19 protein-coding genes are annotated in these 21,184 nt (G+C 59.6%); 11 read left to right on the forward strand and 8 right to left on the reverse strand.

The annotated features are described in order from the left end of the window. Window positions 1–17 precede the first annotated feature (17 nt). The 5 genes from ACR0AC_RS02475 to ACR0AC_RS02495 all read right to left on the reverse strand — a co-directional run bounded on the left by ACR0AC_RS02475 (window position 18) and on the right by ACR0AC_RS02495 (window position 5,434). A complete protein-coding gene (locus ACR0AC_RS02475) occupies window positions 18–962 on the reverse strand; it encodes an autotransporter outer membrane beta-barrel domain-containing protein (protein ID WP_170622385.1) in 945 nt (314 codons plus the stop codon). Then, window positions 899–1,336, reverse strand: a complete 438-nt coding sequence (locus ACR0AC_RS02480; protein WP_480871798.1) for a hypothetical protein — start codon at window positions 1,334–1,336, stop codon at window positions 899–901. Before ACR0AC_RS02480 ends, ACR0AC_RS02475 begins: the two co-directional genes overlap by 64 nt. A 540-nt stretch (window positions 1,337–1,876) precedes the next feature. Further along, window positions 1,877–2,656: a gamma-glutamyl-gamma-aminobutyrate hydrolase family protein gene (locus ACR0AC_RS02485; RefSeq protein ID WP_480625729.1), complete on the reverse strand. Its 780-nt coding sequence runs from the start codon at window positions 2,654–2,656 to the stop codon at window positions 1,877–1,879. A 134-nt stretch (window positions 2,657–2,790) separates the two neighbouring features. Continuing rightward, window positions 2,791–3,216 carry a heme-binding protein gene (locus tag ACR0AC_RS02490; RefSeq protein ID WP_170452025.1) on the reverse strand — a complete coding sequence of 142 codons (426 nt, stop codon included), beginning with the start codon at window positions 3,214–3,216 and terminating at the stop codon, window positions 2,791–2,793. Window positions 3,217–3,298: 82 nt separating this feature from the next. Next, window positions 3,299–5,434 (reverse strand): malate synthase G, encoded by a 2,136-nt coding sequence (locus ACR0AC_RS02495; RefSeq protein WP_480780319.1) that lies wholly within the window; start codon window positions 5,432–5,434, stop codon window positions 3,299–3,301. Window positions 5,435–5,653: 219 nt separating this feature from the next. Here ACR0AC_RS02495 and pepN point away from each other — a divergent pair, with 219 nt between their 5' ends. The 6 genes from pepN (at window position 5,654) to ACR0AC_RS02525 (ending at window position 13,434) form a co-directional block, all read left to right on the forward strand. Then, a complete protein-coding gene (gene pepN / locus ACR0AC_RS02500) occupies window positions 5,654–8,203 on the forward strand; it encodes an aminopeptidase N (RefSeq protein WP_480871803.1) in 2,550 nt (849 codons plus the stop codon). Next, window positions 8,200–8,628, forward strand: coding sequence for a hypothetical protein (locus ACR0AC_RS02505; RefSeq protein ID WP_170734346.1), 429 nt, complete (start codon window positions 8,200–8,202; stop codon window positions 8,626–8,628). Before pepN ends, ACR0AC_RS02505 begins: the two co-directional genes overlap by 4 nt. Window positions 8,629–8,758: 130 nt before the next feature. Beyond that, complete coding sequence (locus ACR0AC_RS02510; protein ID WP_480871806.1) at window positions 8,759–10,015, forward strand: hypothetical protein; 1,257 nt, start codon at window positions 8,759–8,761, stop codon at window positions 10,013–10,015. Between the two features lie 78 nt (window positions 10,016–10,093). Further along, complete coding sequence (gatB, locus tag ACR0AC_RS02515; RefSeq protein ID WP_170452035.1) at window positions 10,094–11,605, forward strand: Asp-tRNA(Asn)/Glu-tRNA(Gln) amidotransferase subunit GatB; 1,512 nt, start codon at window positions 10,094–10,096, stop codon at window positions 11,603–11,605. 93 nt (window positions 11,606–11,698) lie between these two features. Continuing rightward, window positions 11,699–12,943 carry a peptidase T gene (gene pepT, locus ACR0AC_RS02520; RefSeq protein WP_170452037.1) on the forward strand — a complete coding sequence of 415 codons (1,245 nt, stop codon included), beginning with the start codon at window positions 11,699–11,701 and terminating at the stop codon, window positions 12,941–12,943. An 80-nt stretch (window positions 12,944–13,023) separates the two neighbouring features. After that, window positions 13,024–13,434, forward strand: a complete 411-nt coding sequence (locus ACR0AC_RS02525; RefSeq protein WP_170452043.1) for an MSCRAMM family adhesin — start codon at window positions 13,024–13,026, stop codon at window positions 13,432–13,434. Window positions 13,435–13,457: 23 nt separating this feature from the next. On the opposite strand, the gene ACR0AC_RS02530 is transcribed toward ACR0AC_RS02525, so the two are convergent. Further along, window positions 13,458–14,519: a glycosyltransferase family 4 protein gene (locus tag ACR0AC_RS02530; RefSeq protein ID WP_170452045.1), complete on the reverse strand. Its 1,062-nt coding sequence runs from the start codon at window positions 14,517–14,519 to the stop codon at window positions 13,458–13,460. Window positions 14,520–14,780: 261 nt separating this feature from the next. Then, a complete protein-coding gene (locus tag ACR0AC_RS02535) occupies window positions 14,781–15,035 on the reverse strand; it encodes a BolA family protein (RefSeq protein ID WP_170452047.1) in 255 nt (84 codons plus the stop codon). Between the two features lie 107 nt (window positions 15,036–15,142). On the opposite strand from ACR0AC_RS02535, the gene ACR0AC_RS02540 reads away from it, so the two are divergent. Beyond that, window positions 15,143–15,769 carry a J domain-containing protein gene (locus ACR0AC_RS02540; protein WP_170452049.1) on the forward strand — a complete coding sequence of 209 codons (627 nt, stop codon included), beginning with the start codon at window positions 15,143–15,145 and terminating at the stop codon, window positions 15,767–15,769. 120 nt (window positions 15,770–15,889) lie between these two features. Here ACR0AC_RS02540 and ACR0AC_RS02545 read toward each other — a convergent pair whose 3' ends face one another. Then, window positions 15,890–16,639, reverse strand: a complete 750-nt coding sequence (locus ACR0AC_RS02545; RefSeq protein WP_480582262.1) for a nuclear transport factor 2 family protein — start codon at window positions 16,637–16,639, stop codon at window positions 15,890–15,892. A gap of 201 nt (window positions 16,640–16,840) precedes the next feature. Between ACR0AC_RS02545 and ACR0AC_RS02550 the strand changes: the two genes are divergently transcribed. The 4 genes from ACR0AC_RS02550 (at window position 16,841) to cobT (ending at window position 21,174) form a co-directional block, all read left to right on the forward strand. Further along, the gene (locus ACR0AC_RS02550) at window positions 16,841–17,218 is read left to right on the forward strand and encodes a winged helix-turn-helix transcriptional regulator (protein ID WP_170452054.1); all 378 of its coding nucleotides are present in this window, start codon (window positions 16,841–16,843) and stop codon (window positions 17,216–17,218) included. A 215-nt stretch (window positions 17,219–17,433) separates the two neighbouring features. Next, window positions 17,434–18,039: a methyltransferase family protein gene (locus ACR0AC_RS02555; RefSeq protein ID WP_480780314.1), complete on the forward strand. Its 606-nt coding sequence runs from the start codon at window positions 17,434–17,436 to the stop codon at window positions 18,037–18,039. Window positions 18,040–18,189: 150 nt separating this feature from the next. Next, window positions 18,190–19,176 carry a cobaltochelatase subunit CobS gene (gene cobS / locus ACR0AC_RS02560; protein WP_170452058.1) on the forward strand — a complete coding sequence of 329 codons (987 nt, stop codon included), beginning with the start codon at window positions 18,190–18,192 and terminating at the stop codon, window positions 19,174–19,176. Window positions 19,177–19,296: 120 nt separating this feature from the next. Continuing rightward, window positions 19,297–21,174: a cobaltochelatase subunit CobT gene (cobT, locus tag ACR0AC_RS02565; protein WP_170452060.1), complete on the forward strand. Its 1,878-nt coding sequence runs from the start codon at window positions 19,297–19,299 to the stop codon at window positions 21,172–21,174. Window positions 21,175–21,184: the final 10 nt, after the last annotated feature.

Below are 21,184 nucleotides of genomic sequence, written 5' to 3' on the forward strand. Positions count from 1 at the left end.
ATCTGCCCTCGACACAGTCAGAAATTGACCGACAGGAAGATGGATGCCTCGGTCGCATCCAAATCATCCTCGAACAGACCCAGATACCCCAGTGTCGCTTCCAGGAAAACAGCCTCGCTGGCTCTTCCCCGTACACCGATACGCGTAGCCCATGTCACATCTGACTGCGATGTTGAGCTGACCCCAATTTCGTCCCGCTCGAACCAGTAGGTTGCGCTGAGCGACGCAAACGGAGATACAACGGACCGCGACGTGACAAACGGCCTGCTCACCTCCAACTCCGGCGTTAGGGCACTGTATCTGACTTTGGCAACCTCGCCGATTATGTTGGTAGGCTGGCCCAGAACCGTGCCGGTCAGGTCGTACTCTTCGGCGCTGTAATTGTAGTAGTCAAAGGCGATAGACGGTCTGATCAGGTACCGCCCGGCCTCGTATTGGCCAATAGCTTCCAAATTGGCGCGCCAGCGCGTGCGGTCAAAGTCGCCGCTCAGCTCAAGCACACCGACATCTGTTGAAAACTCGCCGAACGTTGCCACGCCATTGAGAACCCATCGGTCTGACATGCGCCAGGCGAAATAGGGACCGGCCGCGAATCCTTGGGTGTCCTGAGTGAACTGACCCTCAAAACCTTCGACATCAATACTTTCCATCTCGACCTGAAAGCCAATCACCAGATCTTCTCGTACCAGCCGATCGATACCAGCAGCGAAATACCTGTCATTGACATCAACCTCATTGGCGCCGCGCGTATCCTCAATTTCCGTATAGGAGAAATCCGTCCAGACGTTCCATGGCGATGGCGGCGCAAGATCCCGGCCTTCCGTCAATGGCGGCCCGGCAACAATAGGAACAACTTGAGGGTCACATAGCGCGGGATCCAGCTTGCCTGTCGCCGCGTTTACACATTCCGCTCGGGCAACGCCGGTTCCACCACCAGACGAGCCGGGCTGTGTACGCGGCACAACGACCGCTGTCGACCCACCTCCGGGAAACCCGCCAGATCCGCCAGAACTCCCCGCGAAACCACCCGTTCCGCCGCTGCTGCCAGTGCCACCGCTGCTGCTACCAGTGCCGCCACCGCTGCTGCTGCCAGTGCCACCGCTGCTGCTACCAGTGCCGCCGCTGCTGCTGCCACCGGTGCCGCCGCCGCTGCCACCGGTTCCACCACTGCTACTGCCGCCGCCAAAACCGCCGCTTCCGCCGCCAAAGCCGCCACCGCTGCTTCCGCCACCGAAGCCACCACTGCCGCCACCGGTTCCACCACTGCTGCCACCGGAACCGCCGCTACCGTTCCCTCCACCAGACCCGCCGTTGCTGCCACCAGAGCTACCGCCACCACCGGGCAAGCTCCAATTTCTTTGTTGGTTTTGGGTGTCGATCAAACAATCGCGACCGTTTGGGGCTCCGCCTACCTCGAACAGCCGATGCACGCCGCCGTTTCCGTTCGACACAAAAGGTGAAAAACTCAGATGAACGCCACTGCGTGACCTGCTCCATGTATCGACCGTTGTGTTGCGCTGCGCGGCTTCAAGACGGAAATTTCCTTGCCCTGTCGCGGATAGCCAAACGGATGACGCCGAGTTCGGGGTGCGACCGATATAAAGTAACTCACCCAAAGAACCGCATTGCTGCGCCGCTACATCAGCGGCAATTCCAAAAGTCGCAAAACACGCGGCCGTAATAAGACCAGAGTACCGCCGCATCCGCTTTAAAGGTCGTCGCATGTCAGGCCCCAAAGTTGCGTTTCGGGCAAACGGCCCAAGGCAAAGCACGATGGCTCAAGCCTCTCAAACGCAAACACGGCCAGGCAAGCCAAATTGACTACAATAAAATCTAAATTTGAGAATGTGGCGGATATGCAAACGCCCGATGCGTATCAGGCTGATTTCTGAAAGGCACCTGTTTTGCGGCCGCAACTCCATAAATGCACAGCCGCCCCAAAGGCTTCGAACAATGGGCGGGACACAGGGTCGTTGACCGCATCCCATTCCGGATGCCACTGCACCGATAGGGTAAAGCCCGGCGCATCCTTGATATACATCGCTTCTGGCGTGCCGTCCGGTGCGTGACCATCGATCACAACCCGCTGGCCGACGGTCTTGATCCCCTGCCCGTGCAACGTATTGGTCATCACCTCGGAAGCACCAAACAGGTCGTGGAAAACGCCACCTTCGGTCAGCGTCACCACGTGGCGCAAGGCGAATTTCTCCTCCAGCGTACCATCCGGCGGCATCCGGTGGTTCATCCGGCCCGGCAGGTCCCGGATCTCGGGGTAAAGCGTGCCGCCCATGGCCACGTTGACTTCCTGAAACCCGCGGCAAATGCCTAAGAAAGGCTGACCACGCTCTACACAGGCGCGCACCAGCGGCAAGGTGATCGCATCCCGCGCCCGGTCGAAATCGCCATGGGCATCGGTTGCAGGCTCGCCATATTCCTCGGGGTGCACATTGGGGCGACCACCGGTCAGCAGAAACCCGTCGCAGGTCTCAAGCAGCTCATCGACTGAGACAAACCGCGGATCCGCCGGGATCAGCAGTGGCAAACAGTCCGAGACATTGGCCACCGCATCCGAATTCATCGTCCCGCCCGCATGGGTCGGGTATTGATCATTCATCAGGTAAGAGTTGCCAATGATGCCTACGACGGGCCGCGCCATTCCAATGTCCTTGCTGTTGCACTGATTGGAATGGACGCTAACGGCAGACTTGGGAACGTGCAACAGAACACGCCCTGCATGACAGCGCAACGCAATGTTCAACTGCGCACAAGCGTAAACCTGCGACCGGTTGATCAGATCTCCCCTGTCAACCCGGCGGCCTCGATCCCGGCCATGCCCGCCACGGCGTCGTTGTCCGAGGTATCGCCGGTCACGCCAACCGCGCCAATCACAGCGCCCTTCTTGTCCCGCAACAGAATGCCGCCCGGCACAGGAATGACCTGACCGCCATAGGCGCCGTTCACCGAGGCCATGAAATAGGCCTGCGCCTCGGCCCGTTGCATCTGCGCCGTCCCCGCCATGCCCAGCATGACCGAACCATAGGCCTTGCCCTGCGCAATCGCGAACCGACCGGGGGCCGCGCCGTCCTCGCGCTCAAACGCAATGACATGGCCGCCCGCGTCCAGAACCACAACAGACAGAGGCTTCAGCTCCATCTCATGCCCCTTTTCCAGCGCCTTACGAATGATGGTGCGCGCCTTGCGCAAGGAAATGCCCATACCTGATCCCTTTCATCTGGCCAAAAAAATCCTTGGGGGAGCGCAAGGGGGCAGACAGCCCCCTCGTTCCCGCCATTGCCGCCTAGCCCCGGCTGGCTTTGAATTCCAACCGCCGCGCATGCAGAACCGGCTCGGTATAGCCCGAAGGCTGAATGCGGCCCTTGAAAACCAGATCGCAAGCGGCCTGGAAAGCGATACCGTCAAAGCCGGGTGCCATGGGAACATAGGCCGCATCATCCGCGTTTTGGCGATCCACCACTGCAGCCATCTTCCGCATCGCCGCCATGACCTGTTCTTCGCTCACCACGTCGTGGTGCAACCAGTTGGCCAGTGCCTGAGACGAAATCCGACAGGTCGCGCGGTCCTCCATCAGGCCGATATCGTTGATATCCGGCACTTTCGAACAGCCCACACCCTGATCGACCCAGCGTACTACATAGCCAAGAATGCCCTGCGCGTTGTTCTCGATCTCGCGGGTAATCTCATCCGTGCTCAGGTTGCGCCCACCCAGCAGCGGGATGGTCAGCAGATCCTCCAGCGTGCCACGGGGTCCACCAGCGGCCAGTTCGTCCTGACGGTCCAGAACACTGACTTTATGATAATGCGTCGCGTGTAGGGTCGCGGCAGTTGGTGACGGCACCCAGGCGCAGGTGGCACCGGATTGCGGATGGCCGATCTTGGCCTCCAGCATGTCGCCCATCCGATCCGGCATCGCCCACATGCCCTTACCGATCTGTGCCTTGCCTTTCAGGCCGCAGGCCAGGCCGATATCGACATTGCGATCCTCGTAGGACGCAATCCACGGCGTGTTCTTGATGTCGCCTTTCGGCAGCATCGGACCGGCCTCCATCGAGGTATGGATCTCATCCCCCGTCCGATCAAGGAACCCGGTATTAATGAAGGCCACCCGCGATTTCGCAGCCCGAATACACTCGCCAAGATTCACCGACGTGCGGCGTTCCTCATCCATGATGCCCAGCTTCACGGTATTGCGCGGCAGGCCCAGAATGTCTTCGACCATGTCGAAAATCTCGACCGAGAAGGCCACCTCTTCCGGGCCATGCATCTTGGGTTTGACCACATAGACCGACCCGGCGACCGAGTTCCCGCCCTCGCGCTTGAGGTCATGCATCGCGATCAGAGTGGTACAAAGCGCATCCATCAGCCCTTCACCGATCTCGTTCCCCTCGCCGTCCAGTACGGCGGGGTTGGTCATCAGGTGGCCCACGTTGCGCACCAGCATCAGCGAGCGGCCCTTCAGCGTTGCCTGCTCTCCCCCAGCGGTGGTGTAACCCAAGTCGTCCGCCAGTTTGCGGGTAAAGGTCTTGCCGCCCTTTGTGACCTCTTCGGTCAGGTCGCCCTTCATCAGACCCAGCCAGTTGCTATAGGCCACCACCTTGTCCGCGGCATCGACACAGGCGACCGAGTCCTCGCAGTCCATGATCGTGGACAGCGCAGATTCCAGACGCATATCCGCGATCCCGGCAGGGTCCGTCGCGCCGATATTGCTTGTTGGGTCGATCATGATCTGAATGTGCAGGCCGTTGTTTTTCAGCAGCACAAATTCGGGCGCGTCCGCGGCGCCACCAAAGCCCACAAAGCCCGCCGGGTTGGCCAGAGAGGGCACCAGCGCACCGCCCGCGACGTGCAGGCCGGTAACATCTGCCCACGACCCCTCGGCCAGTGGCACGGCATCATCCAGAAACGACTTGGCCCAGGCGATCACGCGGGCGCCGCGTTCGGTATCGTACCCGCCACCTTCGGGCAGATCACCCATCGCGTCGGTGCCGTACAGCGCATCATACAGGCTGCCCCAGCGCGCATTGGCGGCGTTCAGCGCAAAGCGGGCGTTGGTGATCGGCACCACCAGCTGCGGGCCGGGGGTCAGCGCGATCTCGGGGTCGACATTGGTGGTTTCGATCTGAAACGCCGCGCCGTCTTCAACCAGATAGCCGATCTCGCGCAGGAAGGCCTGATAGGCGGCGGCGTCATGATCCTGACCGATATTCGCCAGATGCCAGCCGTCGATGCGGCCCTGAATCTCGTTGCGTTTGGCCAGCAGCGCCTTGTTCTTCGGCCCCAACTCTTCGACCATTCGGGACAGGCCGGACCAGAATGTTTCCGGCGACACACCCGTACCCGGCAGCGCCTGACCCTCGATAAAACCTGTCAACTCTGCGGAGATCTGCAGGCCGCTCCGGGTTTCTCTGCTGCTCATCTACCATTTCTCCCGCTTTTGTACGCCACTGTATGCCGTCCTCAATTAGGACGGATGTTTCCGATAGGCAACTCTTGTTGGGAAATTCATCCCCCAAACCCGCCACACACACCAGATCAAACCAAAACCCGAGGCCTGGATGGCCGACGCCACCCTGCTTGCAGCCCGGCGGCGCAGCCCCTAACGTCGCGCCAGACACGAACCGATGCGAGGCCCCCGATGCGCGACGCCGCCCCCACAATCTACCTGAAAGACTACGCGCCCTTCGGCTATCTGGTGGATAATGTGCATCTGACCTTTGATCTGGCTGATCACGCAACCCGCGTCACCTCGCGCATTGCATTCCGGCCAAACCGCGAGGCCACAGACCGCACGTTTTTCCTGCATGGCGAAGACCTGACCCTGATCCGCGCCGCCATTGACGGTGTCGATGTCACGCCCGAACTCACCGACAAGGGCCTGACCGCCGCCGCCCCGGATGCGCCGTTCATCTGGGAGGCCGAGGTCGAAATCGACCCGGGCAACAACACCGCGCTGGAAGGGCTGTATATGTCGAACGGCATGTACTGCACCCAATGTGAGGCCGAAGGGTTTCGCAAGATCACCTATTACCCCGACCGGCCCGATGTGATGTCCACATTCACTGTGCGCATCAATGGCGACCTGCCCGTACTGCTGTCCAACGGCAACCCGTCCGGCAAGGGCGAAGGTTGGGCCGAATGGACCGACCCATGGCCCAAGCCCGCATACCTGTTCGCGCTGGTCGCAGGTGACCTGATCGCGCATTCCGACCGCTTCACCACCATGTCGGGCCGCGACGTGGACCTGAACCTCTGGGTCCGCCCCGGAGACGAGGGCAAATGCGCCTTTGGCATGGAAGCCCTGAAAAAGTCGATGAAATGGGACGAAGACGTCTATGGCCGCGAATACGATCTGGATGTGTTCAACATCGTCGCCGTGGACGATTTCAACATGGGTGCGATGGAGAACAAGGGACTGAACATCTTCAACTCCTCGGCCGTTCTGGCCAGCCCGGAAACCTCGACCGATGTGAATTTCGAACGGATCGAGGCGATCATCGCGCATGAGTATTTCCACAACTGGACCGGCAACCGCATCACCTGCCGCGACTGGTTCCAACTGTGTCTGAAAGAGGGGCTGACCGTCTTCCGCGATGCACAGTTCACGTCCGACATGCGTTCGGCCCCGGTAAAGCGCATCCATGACGCCATCGATCTGCGTGCACGGCAATTCCCCGAGGATAACGGGCCACTGTCGCATCCGGTGAGACCAGAAAGCTTTCAGGAAATCAACAACTTCTACACCGCGACCGTCTATGAAAAGGGGGCCGAGGTGATCGGTATGCTGAAACGACTTGTCGGGGATGAAGCCTACGCAAAGGCGCTGGGCCTGTATTTCGACCGCCATGACGGGCAGGCCTGCACCATCGAGGATTGGATCAAGGTGTTCGAGGACACAACAGGCCGCGATCTGACCCAATTCAAGCGCTGGTACAGCCAATCCGGAACGCCTCGGGTATCGGTTGCCGAACATTGGGAAGATGGCGCCTATACCCTGACGTTGCGCCAGCGCACCGAACCCACGCCGGGTCAGGACACCAAAGAACCGAAGGTGATCCCCGTCGCCGTGGGCCTGCTTGGCCCCAATGGCGATGAGGTCCGCGCAACCGAGGTGCTAGAACTGACCGAGGCCGAGCAGAGTTTTACCTTCACCGGTCTGGCGGCCAAACCCGTGCCCTCGATCCTGCGCGATTTCTCGGCCCCGGTGATCTTGGAACAAGATCACTCGAATGCCGAACGGGCGTTTCTGCTGGCCCATGATACCGACCCGTTCAACCGCTGGCAGGCGGGGCGCGCGCTGGCCGAGGATACGTTGCTGCGGATGATCTCGGATGAGGCGGTGCCGGATGCCGATTACCTGGATGGTTTGCTGGCGGTATTACGCGATGGCGATCTGGACCCGGCCTACCGCGCGTTGATGCTGGGCCTGCCCACGCAATCCGAACTGGCGGCGGCTTTGTATGAACGGGGCGAAACGCCCGACCCGATGGCAATCTGGACAGCGACCGAGACCCTGCGGCAGGCCACGGCACAGCATCTGCAAGACCTGCTGCCCCGCCTGCACAGCGAGGCTTTGGTGGACGCGCCCTACAAGCCGGATGCGGAACAATCCGGCAAGCGCGCGCTGGGAGGTGCGGCTTTGGCCCTAACCACGCGGTTGGACGGCGGCGCGATGGCGGCAGAGGCCTATGCCAGATCGGACAACATGACCCTGCAACTCTCGGCCCTGTCCTGCCTGTTGCGCGCCCGCAAGGGCGAGGCCGAACTGGCCGCGTTCTATGATCAGTGGCAGCATGACCGTCTGGTGATCGACAAATGGTTCGGGCTGCAGATTGCGATGGCCGCGCCCGAGGCAACGCCAAAAACCGCCCAAACGCTAACACAGCACACTGATTTCAATTGGAAAAACCCCAACCGCTTCCGCGCTGTGATGGGCGGGCTGGCGATGAACCATGCCGGGTTTCATCAGGCCGATGGCGCAGGGTATCGCTTGCTGGCCGATTGGCTCATTCGCCTGGACCCGGTAAACCCGCAGACCACCGCGCGCATGTGTTCGGCCTTCCAGACCTGGAGGCGATACGACGCAGACCGTCAGGACCTGATCCGCGCGCAACTAACCCGCATTTCCGAGACACCAGACCTGTCGCGCGACACAACCGAAATGGTGTCGCGCATTCTGGGCGCATGACGACCTACACGTTCACGCGGCACAACCGGAACCCGCGCACGATCCTGATTCTGATCGGCGTCTATGCCGCTTTGCTGTCGCTGATCATACTGTTCGACGCGGCGTGGTGGATCGTCGGTTTACTGTCCCTTGCGACCTTGCCCGCCATCTGGGACGTCGTTCAGGACAGCAGCGCCGGCGTTCAACTGGATCAGGATCGCCTGCGCTGGTTTTCAGGCAAAAGACAGGGCGAAATGGCCTTGGATGAAATCCAATACATCCGCTTTGACACGCGCTGGGATTTCTCGGTCCGCGTCTCACTGGTTCTGCACTCGGACAAAAAGGTCCGCCTGCCGGATGAGTCGATTCCACCGCATCGCGCATTCGAAACCGTGCTGGAACAGGCCGGTTTTCGCGTCAAACGCCACCATTTTACCGTTTTCTGAAACGATCCGTGCAACAATGCAAGATTGCGCAGAATTCATAAAAGGTAACGAGCATTTAACTTGAAATAGCCGCAGTTTCCGGCCAATTTTGAGTCGTACGTTACCAGTTTTTAAGTTTTCGAGTTCCACCATGTTCTGGTTTGCACGGGCGCTTTCTGCCCGATTGACAGCTTCCAAACCCCAAACCGCGTCTGATTTCAGCGCAACGTCCGCCTTGGCTGCGGCCTTGCCCGAGCAGGGTCAGCTGAATATTCCCGTCGCCAAATTGGGCCCCGAGGACATGGTCGGGCGCGAAACGATCGAGCGTGGCCGCCATCTGGCGCGTCAGGATCGCTGGGCTGAACTGTCCAAGGAAATGCGTGCCGCTGATGACGCGCGCAAGGCGGCCCCGGACGGGATGCCAATCGCCGATCTTTTGGCCTTTGGCGCGCGTTCCGACGTGGTGCTGGCGGCAGAACATGCCCTGTCCGACGGCAAACCGATTTCGGATTATGATCTTCTGGGTGGCATTTCAGATCTGGAATCCGAGTTGCGCGACAATCCCGACGACCCCATGATCGCTCTGGTCGTGGCGCTGGCCCATATCGACATCGCATGGGCGTGGCGCGGAAACGCGGCGGATGCGACCCTGCCGCCGCTGCATCGGTCGCGCTGTGCGGCGCATTTCGACCGGGCGGCGCAAATCCTGCCGGATTGCAAAGCCGCCGCCCCCAACAGCCCGCTGATCGCGGCTGCGGCATGTGCCTTGCTGGCCGGTCAACGCAAGGCGACGGCGCGTGTTGCGGATGAATATGAACGCCTGATCACCCTGGACCCGAACAATCAGCGCCACATGCGCGCGATGGGCAGTCACCTGCTGCCCCGTTGGTTCGGCAGCTATGAGGAGCTGGAAATTCAGGCCCTGCGCAACGCTGCTCGTACCCATAAGACATGGGGCGCAGGTGGTTATACCTGGGTTCAGTTCGACGCCATCGCGCTGGACGAAGAGGCCTGTGCGCGGTTGGATGTTGAGTATTTCCTCGAAGGTCTGCGGGATATCCTGCAACGGCGACCCGATCAGCAGATGGTCAACATGCTGTCCGCCTATTGCGCGATCACGCTGCAAAACGGGCTGGGCCTGAACGAACAGGCCGATCTGGTGCGCAGCCAGATGCGCGAAGCTGCAAACTGGCTGATCCGCGATCACCTGACCGAGCTTCACCCGCTGATCTGGGCCCATGCGGCGGCCGGATTTAACAACTCGGTCCGCATCAACTCACCCGAGCGGTTTGCCGCGCGCGGACAGCGCGATGCTTTGCGAGCGATTGGCGATTTCTTCCGGGATGAGCTGGGCAGTGGCAAGGATGTGACCTTCACTCCCACCGGCCTGCGGTTTTCGCAGCACTGAATCGCGCCTTCCCCCTTGCCCCTAGCCCGTGCCGGGCCTAATACGCAGGCTTAGATTTCTGCGGATATGAGGCGCGCCATGCTCGACCTGACCTACGACATGCCCAAAGTCAAAACCATTGCCGGGGCCAAGCACGATTGGGAACTGGTGATCGGGATGGAGGTGCACGCTCAGGTCTCGTCCAATGCCAAGCTGTTTTCCGGCGCGTCAACCCAATTCGGGGCCGAGCCGAACTCGAACGTGGCCTTCGTGGACGCGGCAATGCCGGGCATGCTGCCGGTGATCAACGAGTATTGCGTTGAACAGGCTGTGCGCACCGGGCTGGGCCTGAAGGCAGATATCAACCTGAAATCTGCTTTCGACCGCAAGAACTATTTCTATCCTGACCTGCCGCAGGGCTATCAGATTTCTCAGCTGTACCACCCTATCGTGGGCGAAGGTGAAGTGCTGGTCGAGATGGGCGACGGCACCGCGCGCATGGTCCGCATCGAACGTATCCATATGGAGCAGGACGCGGGTAAATCGATCCACGACATGGACCCGCATATGTCCTTTGTCGACCTGAACCGGACCGGCGTTTGCCTGATGGAGATCGTCAGCCGCCCCGATATTCGCGGCCCCGAGGAGGCCGCCGCCTATATCGCCAAGCTGCGCCAGATCATGAGGTACCTGGGCACCTGCGACGGTAACATGCAGAACGGCAACCTGCGGGCGGACGTGAACGTCTCGATCTGCTTGCCGGGCGCGTATGAGAAATATCAGGAAACGCAGGATTTCTCGCATCTGGGCACGCGCTGCGAGATCAAGAACATGAACTCGATGCGCTTCATCCAGCAGGCGATCGAGGTCGAGGCCCGCCGCCAGATCGCCATTGTCGAAGGGGGTGGCAAGGTCGATCAGGAAACCCGCCTGTACGACCCGGACAAGGGCGAGACGCGGTCGATGCGGTCCAAGGAAGAGGCGCATGATTACCGCTATTTCCCCGACCCCGACCTGCTGCCACTGGAGATCGAACAGGCTTGGGTGGATGACATCGCAGCCAAGCTGCCGGAACTGCCCGATGACAAAAAGGCACGCTTCATCAGCGAGTTTGGCCTGACCGACTATGACGCATCCGTTCTGACTGCCGAGGTCGAAAGCGCCGCCTATTTCGAAGAGGTCGCAAAAGGCCGCAACGGTAAACTGGCCGCCAACTGGGTCATCAACGAACTGTTCGGCCGGTTGAAGAAAGAAGATCACGAGATCACTGACTCGCCGGTTTCGCCTGCGCAGTTGGGTGGGATCATCGACCTGATCGCCTCGGACGCCATTTCCGGCAAGATCGCCAAGGACCTGTTCGAAATCGTCTATACCGAAGGCGGCGACCCGGCGCAGATCGTTGAAGATCGCGGCATGAAACAGGTGACGGACACGGGCGCCATCGAGGCCGCCTTGGACGAGATCATCGCCGCCAACCCGGCGCAGGTCGAAAAAGCCAAAATAAACCCGAAACTGGCGGGCTGGTTTGTTGGTCAGGTGATGAAAGCCACCGGCGGCAAGGCCAACCCCAAGGCCGTGAACGAACTGGTTGCCAAAAAGCTGGGATCGTAAGCCCCCGCTCACCCGGATTGAACGGAGTCAGGCCACCGGCTTGACTCCGTTTTCATTTGCGCCCTTTCTTCGGCAGAGATGACGGAGGGTGCCATGCAGAACAGATTTGATCAGGAACTCGAGGACCGTCTGGTCCGCTACGCGGCCATCGACAGCCAAAGCGATGAGACCTCGGCCACCACCCCCAGCACCGACATTCAGTTCGACATGCTGAACCTGCTGCGTGACGAGTTGACAGCTATCGGCGCGCAGGATGTTGAACTGACCGGCGACAGCGTTGTTGTGGCGACCATCCCCGGTACCGCCCCCGGCCCGACCATCGGCTTTCTGGCCCATGTGGACACCGCGCCACAGTTCAACGCAACCGGTGTCAAACCGCGTGTGATCAAGGGCTATAACGGCGGCGATATCAGCTTTCCCGATGATCCTGATCTGGTGCTGTCACCTGCGGAACATCCTTATCTGGCGGAAAAGATCGGTCATGACCTGATCACCGCATCCGGCACCACGCTGCTGGGCGGCGACGACAAGGCGGGCGTGTCGATCCTGATGACAATGGCGCGGCATCTTATTGAAAACCCTGACATCCCCCACGGCCCGATCCGCATCGCCTTCACCCCCGACGAGGAAATCGGCCGTGGTGTGACCCCGCAACTGCCCAAAGATCTGGGGGCCGATTTCGCCTATACGCTGGACGGTCAGGAAGTGGGCGAGATCGAATACGAAAGCTTCTCGGCCGACCGCGCGGTGATTAAAATTACCGGCGTCTCGATCCATCCCGGACTGGCGAAGGACAAGATGGTCAATGCCGCCCACCTCGCCGCCAAGATCGTGCAGACCTTGCCGCAGGCGACCATGACTCCGGAAACCACTGATGGGCGTGATGGTTTCATCCATATCACCGATATGAATGGCGGCTCATCCGAGATGGAGCTCAAACTGATCCTGCGCGATTTCGAGATGGAGGGGCTTGAGGCGCAACGGCAGATCGTGCGTCAGGTCTGCGACGCCGTGCAGGCCACCGAACCGCGTGCGACCATCACCTGCGACATCAGCCATCAATACCGCAACATGCGCTATTGGCTGGAAAACGACATGACGCCCGTCGATCTGGCCCGCGAAGCCTGTCAGGAGCTTGGCATCGAACCACTGTCCGTTCCCATTCGGGGCGGCACGGATGGGTCCCGTCTAACCGAGTTCGGAACCCCCTGCCCCAACCTGTTCACCGGGATGCAATGCATTCACGGACCGCTGGAATGGATTTCGGTACAGGACATGGCACAGGCAACCGAACTGTGCCTGTCGGTTGTGGCCAAGGCGGCGCAGAAAACCGGCTGAATGACGCCATTTTCGCAACCTCCCTTTCGCCCATGGACTGGCGTGCTAAGTTGGCCGCAACAGGCATTAGGAAACAATTGATGCAGCGCTACGAATACAAGGTGATCCCCGCCCCGCAAAAAGGCACCAAGGCCAAGGGCGTCAAAACGGTCGAGGGGCGCTTTGCGGCCTCGGTTGAGCAGGTTTTGAACCAAATGGCGCAGGACGGGTGGGAATACCAGCGGGCGGAACTGCTGCCTAGCGAGGAACGCTCGGGCCTGACCAAATCGACCACGAACTGGCGCAATGTTCTGGTGTTCCGGCGGATGATCGCGGCGGCTGTTGTGCCCACCCCGTCCCCGACCGAAACACCCGAAGGCGTGCCGCTTGCGCAACCTGTTCCGGGGCCGGAGGCCGTGCAAGCGCCCGAGCCCATCGCCGAAGAAGCAGACGAACCGCCCCTGACGCTGAAACACAGCGATGATGCGGCAAAAGAGCCGGACAAAGCCTAAGCCCTGCCGACTGTACCCAACCGCTAAGACGTGACTTCCGCGATCAGGTCATCCCAGACCGAAAACACAAGGTCCGGCGCCAGCCGGTGGCGGATGTCAGTGTGATTGGCCGCCATTTCCGTGCGCATGTGCGGATCCTGTATCAGCTGCAAAGCAGACGCGGCCAGCGCATCGACATCTCCGGTCGGCACCAAAAAACCATTTCGACCGTGATCAATAAGATCGGATGGGCCATAGTCGCAATCGAAGGACACAATGGGGATACCACTGACCGCCGCCTCGGCGACAACATTGTGAAACCCTTCAAAGCGGGACGTCGCCAAAACGATCTCACTGTTTTTTGCCCAAAGACCGACCTCGGGCGTATTGCCCGGCAAATTCACAACGCCCTCAAGCCCCAGATCCCGACGCAGCGTTTCCAATGCGCCGCGTTCGGGGCCCTCTCCGTATATTGTCAGAGTCGTTTCGGGGCTGTGCGCGTGAATACGTTGCATGGCTTGCAAAAGCATATCGAAGCCCTTTTGGGGCACCAGCCGTCCGATCGAAACCAATTGACTCGCGGGTCCGGTCTTTGTCGGGGCAACGACATCAAAGGGCGTAATCGGGTTCGGAATAACAATGCCGCGCTTGCGCAGTGTCGGTGGCAAATCCGCCAGACCTTTCTGTGTCAAAGCGACCACTTTGGCAGCCCGCATCCCCAACACGGCCTTGAGCTTCAACCACAAGGGATGGGCATTTTGCCGTTTTGGGTTGTTGCGCTCGCAAATGATGACTGGAATGCGCTTGTCCAGCGTCGCCAGCAAGGTCAGCACGTTGACCTTGGTCAGAAATGAGATCACCAGATCTGGCTTGAATTGGCGCACTGTTTTTCGGATGTGCATCAAGCGCCTGAGCTGCCCCGACTTCCCGGTCAGCGCGCTGATTTCAACATCGGGGTGATTTTCGAAGTACGGCCCCTGCTCGGGCATGCTGAAGGCCGTCACATGCACCTTCAGCCCACGCCGGGCGAAATGCCCCGACAACATTGAGATGACTTTTTCCGCCCCACCCGGCCCAAATCCGGCCTGTACAAATAGTACTCGCACCAAAACACCCTAAAACAAATCAGCAGGCTTCGTGACGCTAAACCACGCCAGATGTTCATACAACAAATCGTTTGTTAAATTAAAATTAAGACGAAAAACGGCGCTCTAATTGGTCCCTGGCCTGTTTCTATAACTCTCGCCAAAGTCATAGCCTGAACAATCGCTCTGCAAGTCCGGAATCCCATGCGAATTAGAAACGCAATTTTGACGGCGACCGCTGGAAAACGGCCCAAGCGATTCTGTGATTTGCTTGGAACAGGGTCAGACGTCGATATCCAGCGCCAAAGCATGGATCCGGGGCACAATATCCCCCAACGCCTTGTGCACCGCGCGATGGCGGGCGACGCGGGACTGCCCCTCGAATGCAGAGGCTCGGATGCGGACGTTGAAATGGCTCTCGCCTCCGTCCTGATACCCCGCATGCCCACGATGGCTTTCGCTGTCATCGACAACCTCAAGCTCGCGCGGATCGAATGCGGCTTGCAGGCGGGTTCGGATTTCGTCGGTCACGCTCATTTTTATGCTCAGCGGCAAAAATTTTGCCGCGCCCCTCTTCTACTTTCGGCTGCTTAGACTAAACTGCTGCCTCCGAGTCGAAAAGATGCGTTCGTGAGGATCACAGCATGGCGAAGTCAGACCCCTTCGGATTTGATATGTCCGTTTCCAGCGCCAAGAAAAAGAACCCGCGCGGGCGTCGGGGTATGTCGGGCGCGTCTGAGACCTCGGTGCGGATCTGCGACCACCCGGGATGTGAAGAACCCGGCAAGTACCGCGCGCCCAAAGCACCGGATGTATTGGATGATTTCTACTGGTTCTGCCAGCAGCATGTGCGCGAATATAACCAGAAATGGAACTTCTTCGACGGCACGACCGAGGCCGAGCTGAACGCGCAGCGTTCGAAAGACAAGGTTTGGGAACGTGAAACCAAACCCATGGGCGATCCCGAAGCCCGTGCCTGGGCCCGCCTGGGCATCGAAGACCCGCATCAGGTGTTGGGTTCGAACAGCACCCAGAACAAGGGCCGCACCTCAGGCGGAGGAGGCCGTCGCCTGCCGCCCACCGAGCGTCGTGCAATCGAGATTCTGGAAGCCAATGACAGCTGGTCCAAAGCCGAGGTCCGCAAGGCCTACAAGAAGCTGATCAAGGTACTGCACCCGGACATGAACGGCGGCGACCGCTCGCAAGAGGAACAGCTGCAAGAGGTCGTCTGGGCCTGGGATCAGATCAAGGATAGCCGGAACTTCAAGTGACGTCTGGCCCAAGCCTCGCTTGTTAATAGGGTTGTGGGATCATCAGATACGCCTGATTTGAAGATCGAATTGCACGGGCTGGAATCCCCCACCCCATGCAATAGGTCTTGCCAAGCACAATCAGAATTTACCGTTGTCGTGGGCCATTTCGTTTGGGATGGGCGAAACGACGTCCCAGTGTTCGACGATTTTGCCATTCTCGACGTGCCAAAGATCAAAAAACGCCCACGGCTCGCCACCCATGACGGCATCCGACGCCACGAAGACAAAGTTCCCCTCGGCAACAACAATCTGCGGTTCGAACTTGGTGATGACCATCCCTTGCGCCGCAAATGCCTCGACCGCTGCCATTAGGCCATCCAAGCCATCCGCGATGTTCGGATTGTGCTGACGATAAACGGCAGGGTCCATGTAATCGGTGACTTTCTCGGGGGCATTTCCGGCAAGGACATCCCGCACGAAGCCGACGACAAGCTGTTTGTTTTCAGCCGTTTTCCCATGATCGGCCAACTCGACCGGCCCATCTGTCATTGAGCGTCCCGACGCCGTGGTCTCAGGCGGGGCTTGCAAGTTGTCCCAGTGTTCAGCAACCAGCCCGTCTTCGACCCTGAACACATCGAAGGCAACAAGGGTCGGGGCGCCAAAAGCATCGGCGTTTTCAAAAGTGTTGTGCAAGACGACATAATCCCCCTCGGCAATGACGCGGTGGGTTGTGACGGTCATGCCTGAGGCTTCGATTGCCGGAATAACGCTCAGCAATGCGTCGGCCCCGGTTGGAATTGAAGGATTGTGTTGAATGTAGTCCGGAGCCAGCAGATCTTTGGCCGCTTGCGGGTCATGTTCAACAAAGGCTGCTGTAAACAGAGCCATAACCAGTTCCTTAGGTGTCATCGTGCGTCCTTTCGATTCGCGTTATGGCAATAGCTGGTATCAAAAATGCACTACGTTTCAATTACGCACTAAAATGAAACAAGGTATGTTTTAGGATACCTGGTCTGGTCCAAGGGCGCTTGAATCGCCGAACATCGGTATGGTAATCGACGCTGGTATTCAATTTGCACCGAGGCGAAAATGCTACCCATAGGCGTTGAAAGCAAAGCCGAAGCATCGAACTGCCCCATTCGCTCCGTTCTGTCGAATGTTACGGGCAAGTGGCGCATGATCATCATCTTGTCGCTTGAGGATGAACCGAAAAGGTTTGGAGAGATCAAGCGCTGCATCGGCGATGTGACACAGCGGGTTCTCACCGAAAACCTGCGGGGGCTTCAGCGCGATGGGTATTTGACACGGACCGTTGATCCTGGTCCTCCGGTCGCTGTGTCTTACGAACTGACCCCGCTGGGTCGTAGCCTTCTGGAGCATCTGAAACCGTTGGTCTTCTGGTCCAGCACGCGACAGGAGCAGGTCAAGGCTGCGCGGCTGGAATATGAAAAAGCGCATCAGGACTGAGCGGTTCTGGCCGATCACCGGCGCTAGTAAATTGCAACTCTGACACCTGCATGCGGTGGCCCCACAGCCCTCAAGCGTGACGTCCAATACGAACCTGATCGTTCAGAGCATCTCGTCGTCCTCAACCTGTTACAAACCCTTGTTACGGCCTGTCCCGTGGGCCGCGTACTCTGCCCATATCCGATTTGACGCGAACAGCGAGTTTGGACTGTGATATGGACAACCTGATCTACACCGTTCACGAGGTCTCAGTGGTGCTGGCCCTCGGTTCGGCCCTGATGTTGAGCCTGTATCTTGCCCTGAACCTGCGCTTGCCGCGTTTGGGTCTGTGGCCCAGCGCCAGCGGATGGCGGCATCACGCGGCATTCGGGCTGTTTCGGCTGTTTTGCGGCGCCACCGTCGTGTTCGCCTTGTCCGAGGTTTGGGTGAACGGCTGGGGCCATTGGGTGCGCTACGCTATCGGCGTGCCGATCATGGTGCTTTCCTTCGGCATCACGCTGCGCGGGTACCGCTTTCTGGGGCTCGACAATACCTACTGCGAAAGCGACGGGTTGGTGACAAGCGGCATGTATGCCTATTCGCGCAACCCGCAATATGTTACCTCGGTGCTGGCAACGGTGGGTCTGGGGATCTCCAGCGGATCGTGGCTGACCCTGGCCTTGGCCGCCATTCTGTTCCTGATCTACTTTCTGTTCGTTCTGAACGAAGAAAGATGGCTGCTTCAGGGCTATGGCCGCTCCTTTCAGGACTACATGCGCCAAACGCCACGATTTGTTGATGAGCGCAGCCTGATCAGATTGCGTAAGGAGATCCTGCAGTAATCGTTTCAGACCAACCGATAAGGCCAGTTGAAAAGAAACATCCGGTCAGCTTCTTCAAGTGGCGGCTTTCCCTTGCCCTTGCCTGCAATATGTTGCACCACACACGGGTTCAAACCCGGCAATACGGGTCAAAGGATAAGGACAAGGCGCATGGCTGACGGATCGATCGACATCAACGCAAAACCAACCGAAGAGATCTCGGTCCGTGAAGTGTTTGGCATTGACAGCGACATGGCGGTCAAGGGCTTCGCCGAGGCCAGCGACCGTGTGCCTGCCATTGATCACACCTACAAGTTCGACCCGGAGACGACGCTGGCGATTCTGGCAGGCTTTGCCCATAACCGCCGGGTGATGATCCAGGGCTATCACGGCACCGGGAAATCGACCCATATCGAACAGGTCGCCGCCCGCCTGAATTGGCCCGCCGTACGTGTGAACCTGGACAGCCACATCAGCCGGATCGACCTGATCGGGAAAGACGCGATCAAGCTGCGCGACGGCAAGCAGGTGACTGAATTTCACGAAGGCATCCTGCCCTGGGCGTTGCGCAACCCCGTTGCCATCGTTTTCGACGAATACGACGCAGGCCGCGCCGACGTGATGTTCGTGATCCAGCGTGTTCTGGAGCATGACGGCAAGCTGACCCTGCTGGACCAGAACGAGATCATTACGCCGAACCCGAACTTCCGCCTGTTCGCCACCGCCAACACTGTTGGTCTTGGCGACACCACGGGCCTTTATCACGGCACGCAGCAGATCAACCAAGCGCAGATGGACCGCTGGTCACTGGTCTCGACCCTGAACTACCTGAGCCACGACGCCGAAACGATGATCGTTCTGTCGAAGGCCCCGCATTACAACACCGAGAAGGGCCGCAAGACCGTCAGCCAGATGGTCACAGTCGCCGACCTGACCCGGACCGCGTTCATGAATGGCGATCTGTCCACCGTCATGAGCCCACGGACCGTGATCAACTGGGCCCAGAACGCCGAGATTTTCCGTAATGTCGGCTATGCCTTCCGTCTGTCTTTCCTGAACAAATGCGACGAGTTGGAGCGTCAGACCGTGGCCGAGTTCTATCAGCGTTGCTTTGATGAGGAACTGCCGGAAAGCGCGGCGAGCGCGAGCTTGGGGTAAGCACCCGAATTGCGCCCGTTTCGGGCGCAATGCCTCCGGCGGGGATATTTTTGGCCAGATGAAGGCGGATCCGTTAGTCTTCTCCGCGTTGGGCAGGTCACTTTGATGAGGGCTTAGGACATGGCACAGAAGAACGACAACCCTGCTGATCCGTTCAAGAAGGCCCTGGCCGAGGCCACCAAGGTCATGGCCGATGATCCCGAACTGTCGGTGACCTATACAGTCGATCCCTCGGGCATGTCGGGTGAGTCGATGCGGCTGCCTCAGGTGTCGCGCCGGATGACTCGAGAAGAGGTGTTGCTGGCGCGCGGCACGGCGGATGCCTTGGCGTTGCAACGCAAATACCATGATGACGCGACCCATGCGCGCTATGCGCCTCCGGGCGACATGGCGCGGGATCTTTATGAAGCGATGGAGGTCGCGCGGTGCGAGGCGATGGGTGCGCGGGATATGCCCGGCACGGCGTCGAACATCGACGTAAAGATTGGCCACGAAGCGCTGCGGCGCGGGTATGATCAATGCAAGCAACCGGCCGAAGCGCCCCTGTCGGTGGCGGCAGGCTATCTGATCCGGCATCTGGCCACCGGGCGCGATCTGCCGCCTGCAGCGGAAAACGTCATGAACCTGTGGCGCGGGTTTATCGAGGAACAGGCGGGCGGCACGCTGGAAAACCTCGACGATATTCTCTCGGATCAGGCCGAGTTTGCCAAATTCACCCGTCAGGTGATCAAGGATCTGGGCTATGGCGACCAGCTGGGCGATGACCCGGATGAGCTGGATGACGAGCAGGAAGATCAGGCCGAGGACGACGCGGACGAACAGCCCGATCCCGACAGCACCGGGCAGGATGATCAGGACGAGCAAGACGCCGACGCCACGCCCGAGCAAACGCAGGAAGAACAGCAAGATCAGTCTCAGGCCCAGGTCTCGATGGATGAGATGGCCGAAGATGAGATGGGCGATGAGGCCGAAATGCCGGATGGCGAGGCTCCACTGGAACCGCCTGCCCCACCGCCCGCGTCCGAGGCTGACCCGGATTACAAGGTCTACCTGAACACGCATGACGAAGAGATCGCCGCCGAAGATCTGGCCGAACCGGCCGAGCTTGAACGGCTGCGCGCCTATCTCGATCAGCAGCTGGATCAGTTGAAAGGGGCTGTCAGCCGTTTGGCCAACAAGCTGCAACGCCGTTTGCAAGCGCAACAGAACCGGTCGTGGGAGTTTGACCGCGAGGAAGGCATTCTGGATGCCGGACGTCTGGCGCGTGTCGTGGCGAACCCGACCACGCCGCTGAGCTTCAAGGTCGAAAAAGACACCGAGTTCCGCGATACCGTGGTGACTCTGCTGCTGGATAACTCAGGATCGATGCGCGGGCGTCCGATCTCGATCGCGGCGGTTTGCGCCGATGTTCTGGCGCGGACGCTGGAGCGCTGCAATGTGAAGGTCGAGATTCTGGGCTTTACCACGCGCGCGTGGAAAGGCGGTCAGGCGCGTGAGGCATGGCTGAACGATGGCCGCCCGCAACAGCCCGGGCGTCTGAACGATCTGCGCCATATCATCTACAAAGGGGCCGATGCGCCCTGGCGGCGCGCGCGGGCCAATCTGGGTCTGATGATGAAAGAGGGGTTGCTGAAGGAAAATATCGACGGTGAGGCGCTGGAATGGGCCCATCGCCGCATGCTGGCACGACGGGAGCAGCGCAAGATCCTGATGGTGATTTCGGATGGCGCTCCGGTCGATGATTCAACGCTCAGCGTGAACCCGGCAAATTATCTGGAAAAACACCTGCGCGATGTGATCGCCATGGTCGAAAAACGCAAGATGGTCGAATTGCTGGCAATCGGGATCGGCCACGACGTGACCCGGTATTATGATCGGGCCGTCACGATCACCGATGTCGAGCAGTTGGCTGGCGCGATGACCGAACAACTGGCGGCGCTGTTTGACAGCGATCCACGCGCCCGCGCCCGTGTGATGGGAATGAAAAAGGCCAGCTAAGGCTGGCCTT

It is taken from the genome of Ruegeria sp. H7 (assembly GCF_056532945.1).

What these genes read in the sequence shown, in the direction of transcription:
- ACR0AC_RS02485 (WP_480625729.1), bottom strand. Translation starts at nt 2,656, where the DNA reads ATGGCGCGGCCCGTCGTAGGCATCATTGGCAACTCTTACCTGATGAAT.
- ACR0AC_RS02490 (WP_170452025.1), bottom strand. Translation starts at nt 3,216, where the DNA reads ATGGGCATTTCCTTGCGCAAGGCGCGCACCATCATTCGTAAGGCGCTG.
- ACR0AC_RS02495 (WP_480780319.1), bottom strand. Translation starts at nt 5,434, where the DNA reads ATGAGCAGCAGAGAAACCCGGAGCGGCCTGCAGATCTCCGCAGAGTTG.
- pepN (WP_480871803.1), top strand. Translation starts at nt 5,654, where the DNA reads ATGCGCGACGCCGCCCCCACAATCTACCTGAAAGACTACGCGCCCTTC.
- ACR0AC_RS02505 (WP_170734346.1), top strand. Translation starts at nt 8,200, where the DNA reads ATGACGACCTACACGTTCACGCGGCACAACCGGAACCCGCGCACGATC.
- ACR0AC_RS02510 (WP_480871806.1), top strand. Translation starts at nt 8,759, where the DNA reads ATGTTCTGGTTTGCACGGGCGCTTTCTGCCCGATTGACAGCTTCCAAA.
- gatB (WP_170452035.1), top strand. Translation starts at nt 10,094, where the DNA reads ATGCTCGACCTGACCTACGACATGCCCAAAGTCAAAACCATTGCCGGG.
- pepT (WP_170452037.1), top strand. Translation starts at nt 11,699, where the DNA reads ATGCAGAACAGATTTGATCAGGAACTCGAGGACCGTCTGGTCCGCTAC.
- ACR0AC_RS02525 (WP_170452043.1), top strand. Translation starts at nt 13,024, where the DNA reads ATGCAGCGCTACGAATACAAGGTGATCCCCGCCCCGCAAAAAGGCACC.
- ACR0AC_RS02535 (WP_170452047.1), bottom strand. Translation starts at nt 15,035, where the DNA reads ATGAGCGTGACCGACGAAATCCGAACCCGCCTGCAAGCCGCATTCGAT.
- ACR0AC_RS02540 (WP_170452049.1), top strand. Translation starts at nt 15,143, where the DNA reads ATGGCGAAGTCAGACCCCTTCGGATTTGATATGTCCGTTTCCAGCGCC.
- ACR0AC_RS02545 (WP_480582262.1), bottom strand. Translation starts at nt 16,639, where the DNA reads ATGGCTCTGTTTACAGCAGCCTTTGTTGAACATGACCCGCAAGCGGCC.
- ACR0AC_RS02550 (WP_170452054.1), top strand. Translation starts at nt 16,841, where the DNA reads ATGCTACCCATAGGCGTTGAAAGCAAAGCCGAAGCATCGAACTGCCCC.
- ACR0AC_RS02555 (WP_480780314.1), top strand. Translation starts at nt 17,434, where the DNA reads ATGGACAACCTGATCTACACCGTTCACGAGGTCTCAGTGGTGCTGGCC.
- cobS (WP_170452058.1), top strand. Translation starts at nt 18,190, where the DNA reads ATGGCTGACGGATCGATCGACATCAACGCAAAACCAACCGAAGAGATC.
- cobT (WP_170452060.1), top strand. Translation starts at nt 19,297, where the DNA reads ATGGCACAGAAGAACGACAACCCTGCTGATCCGTTCAAGAAGGCCCTG.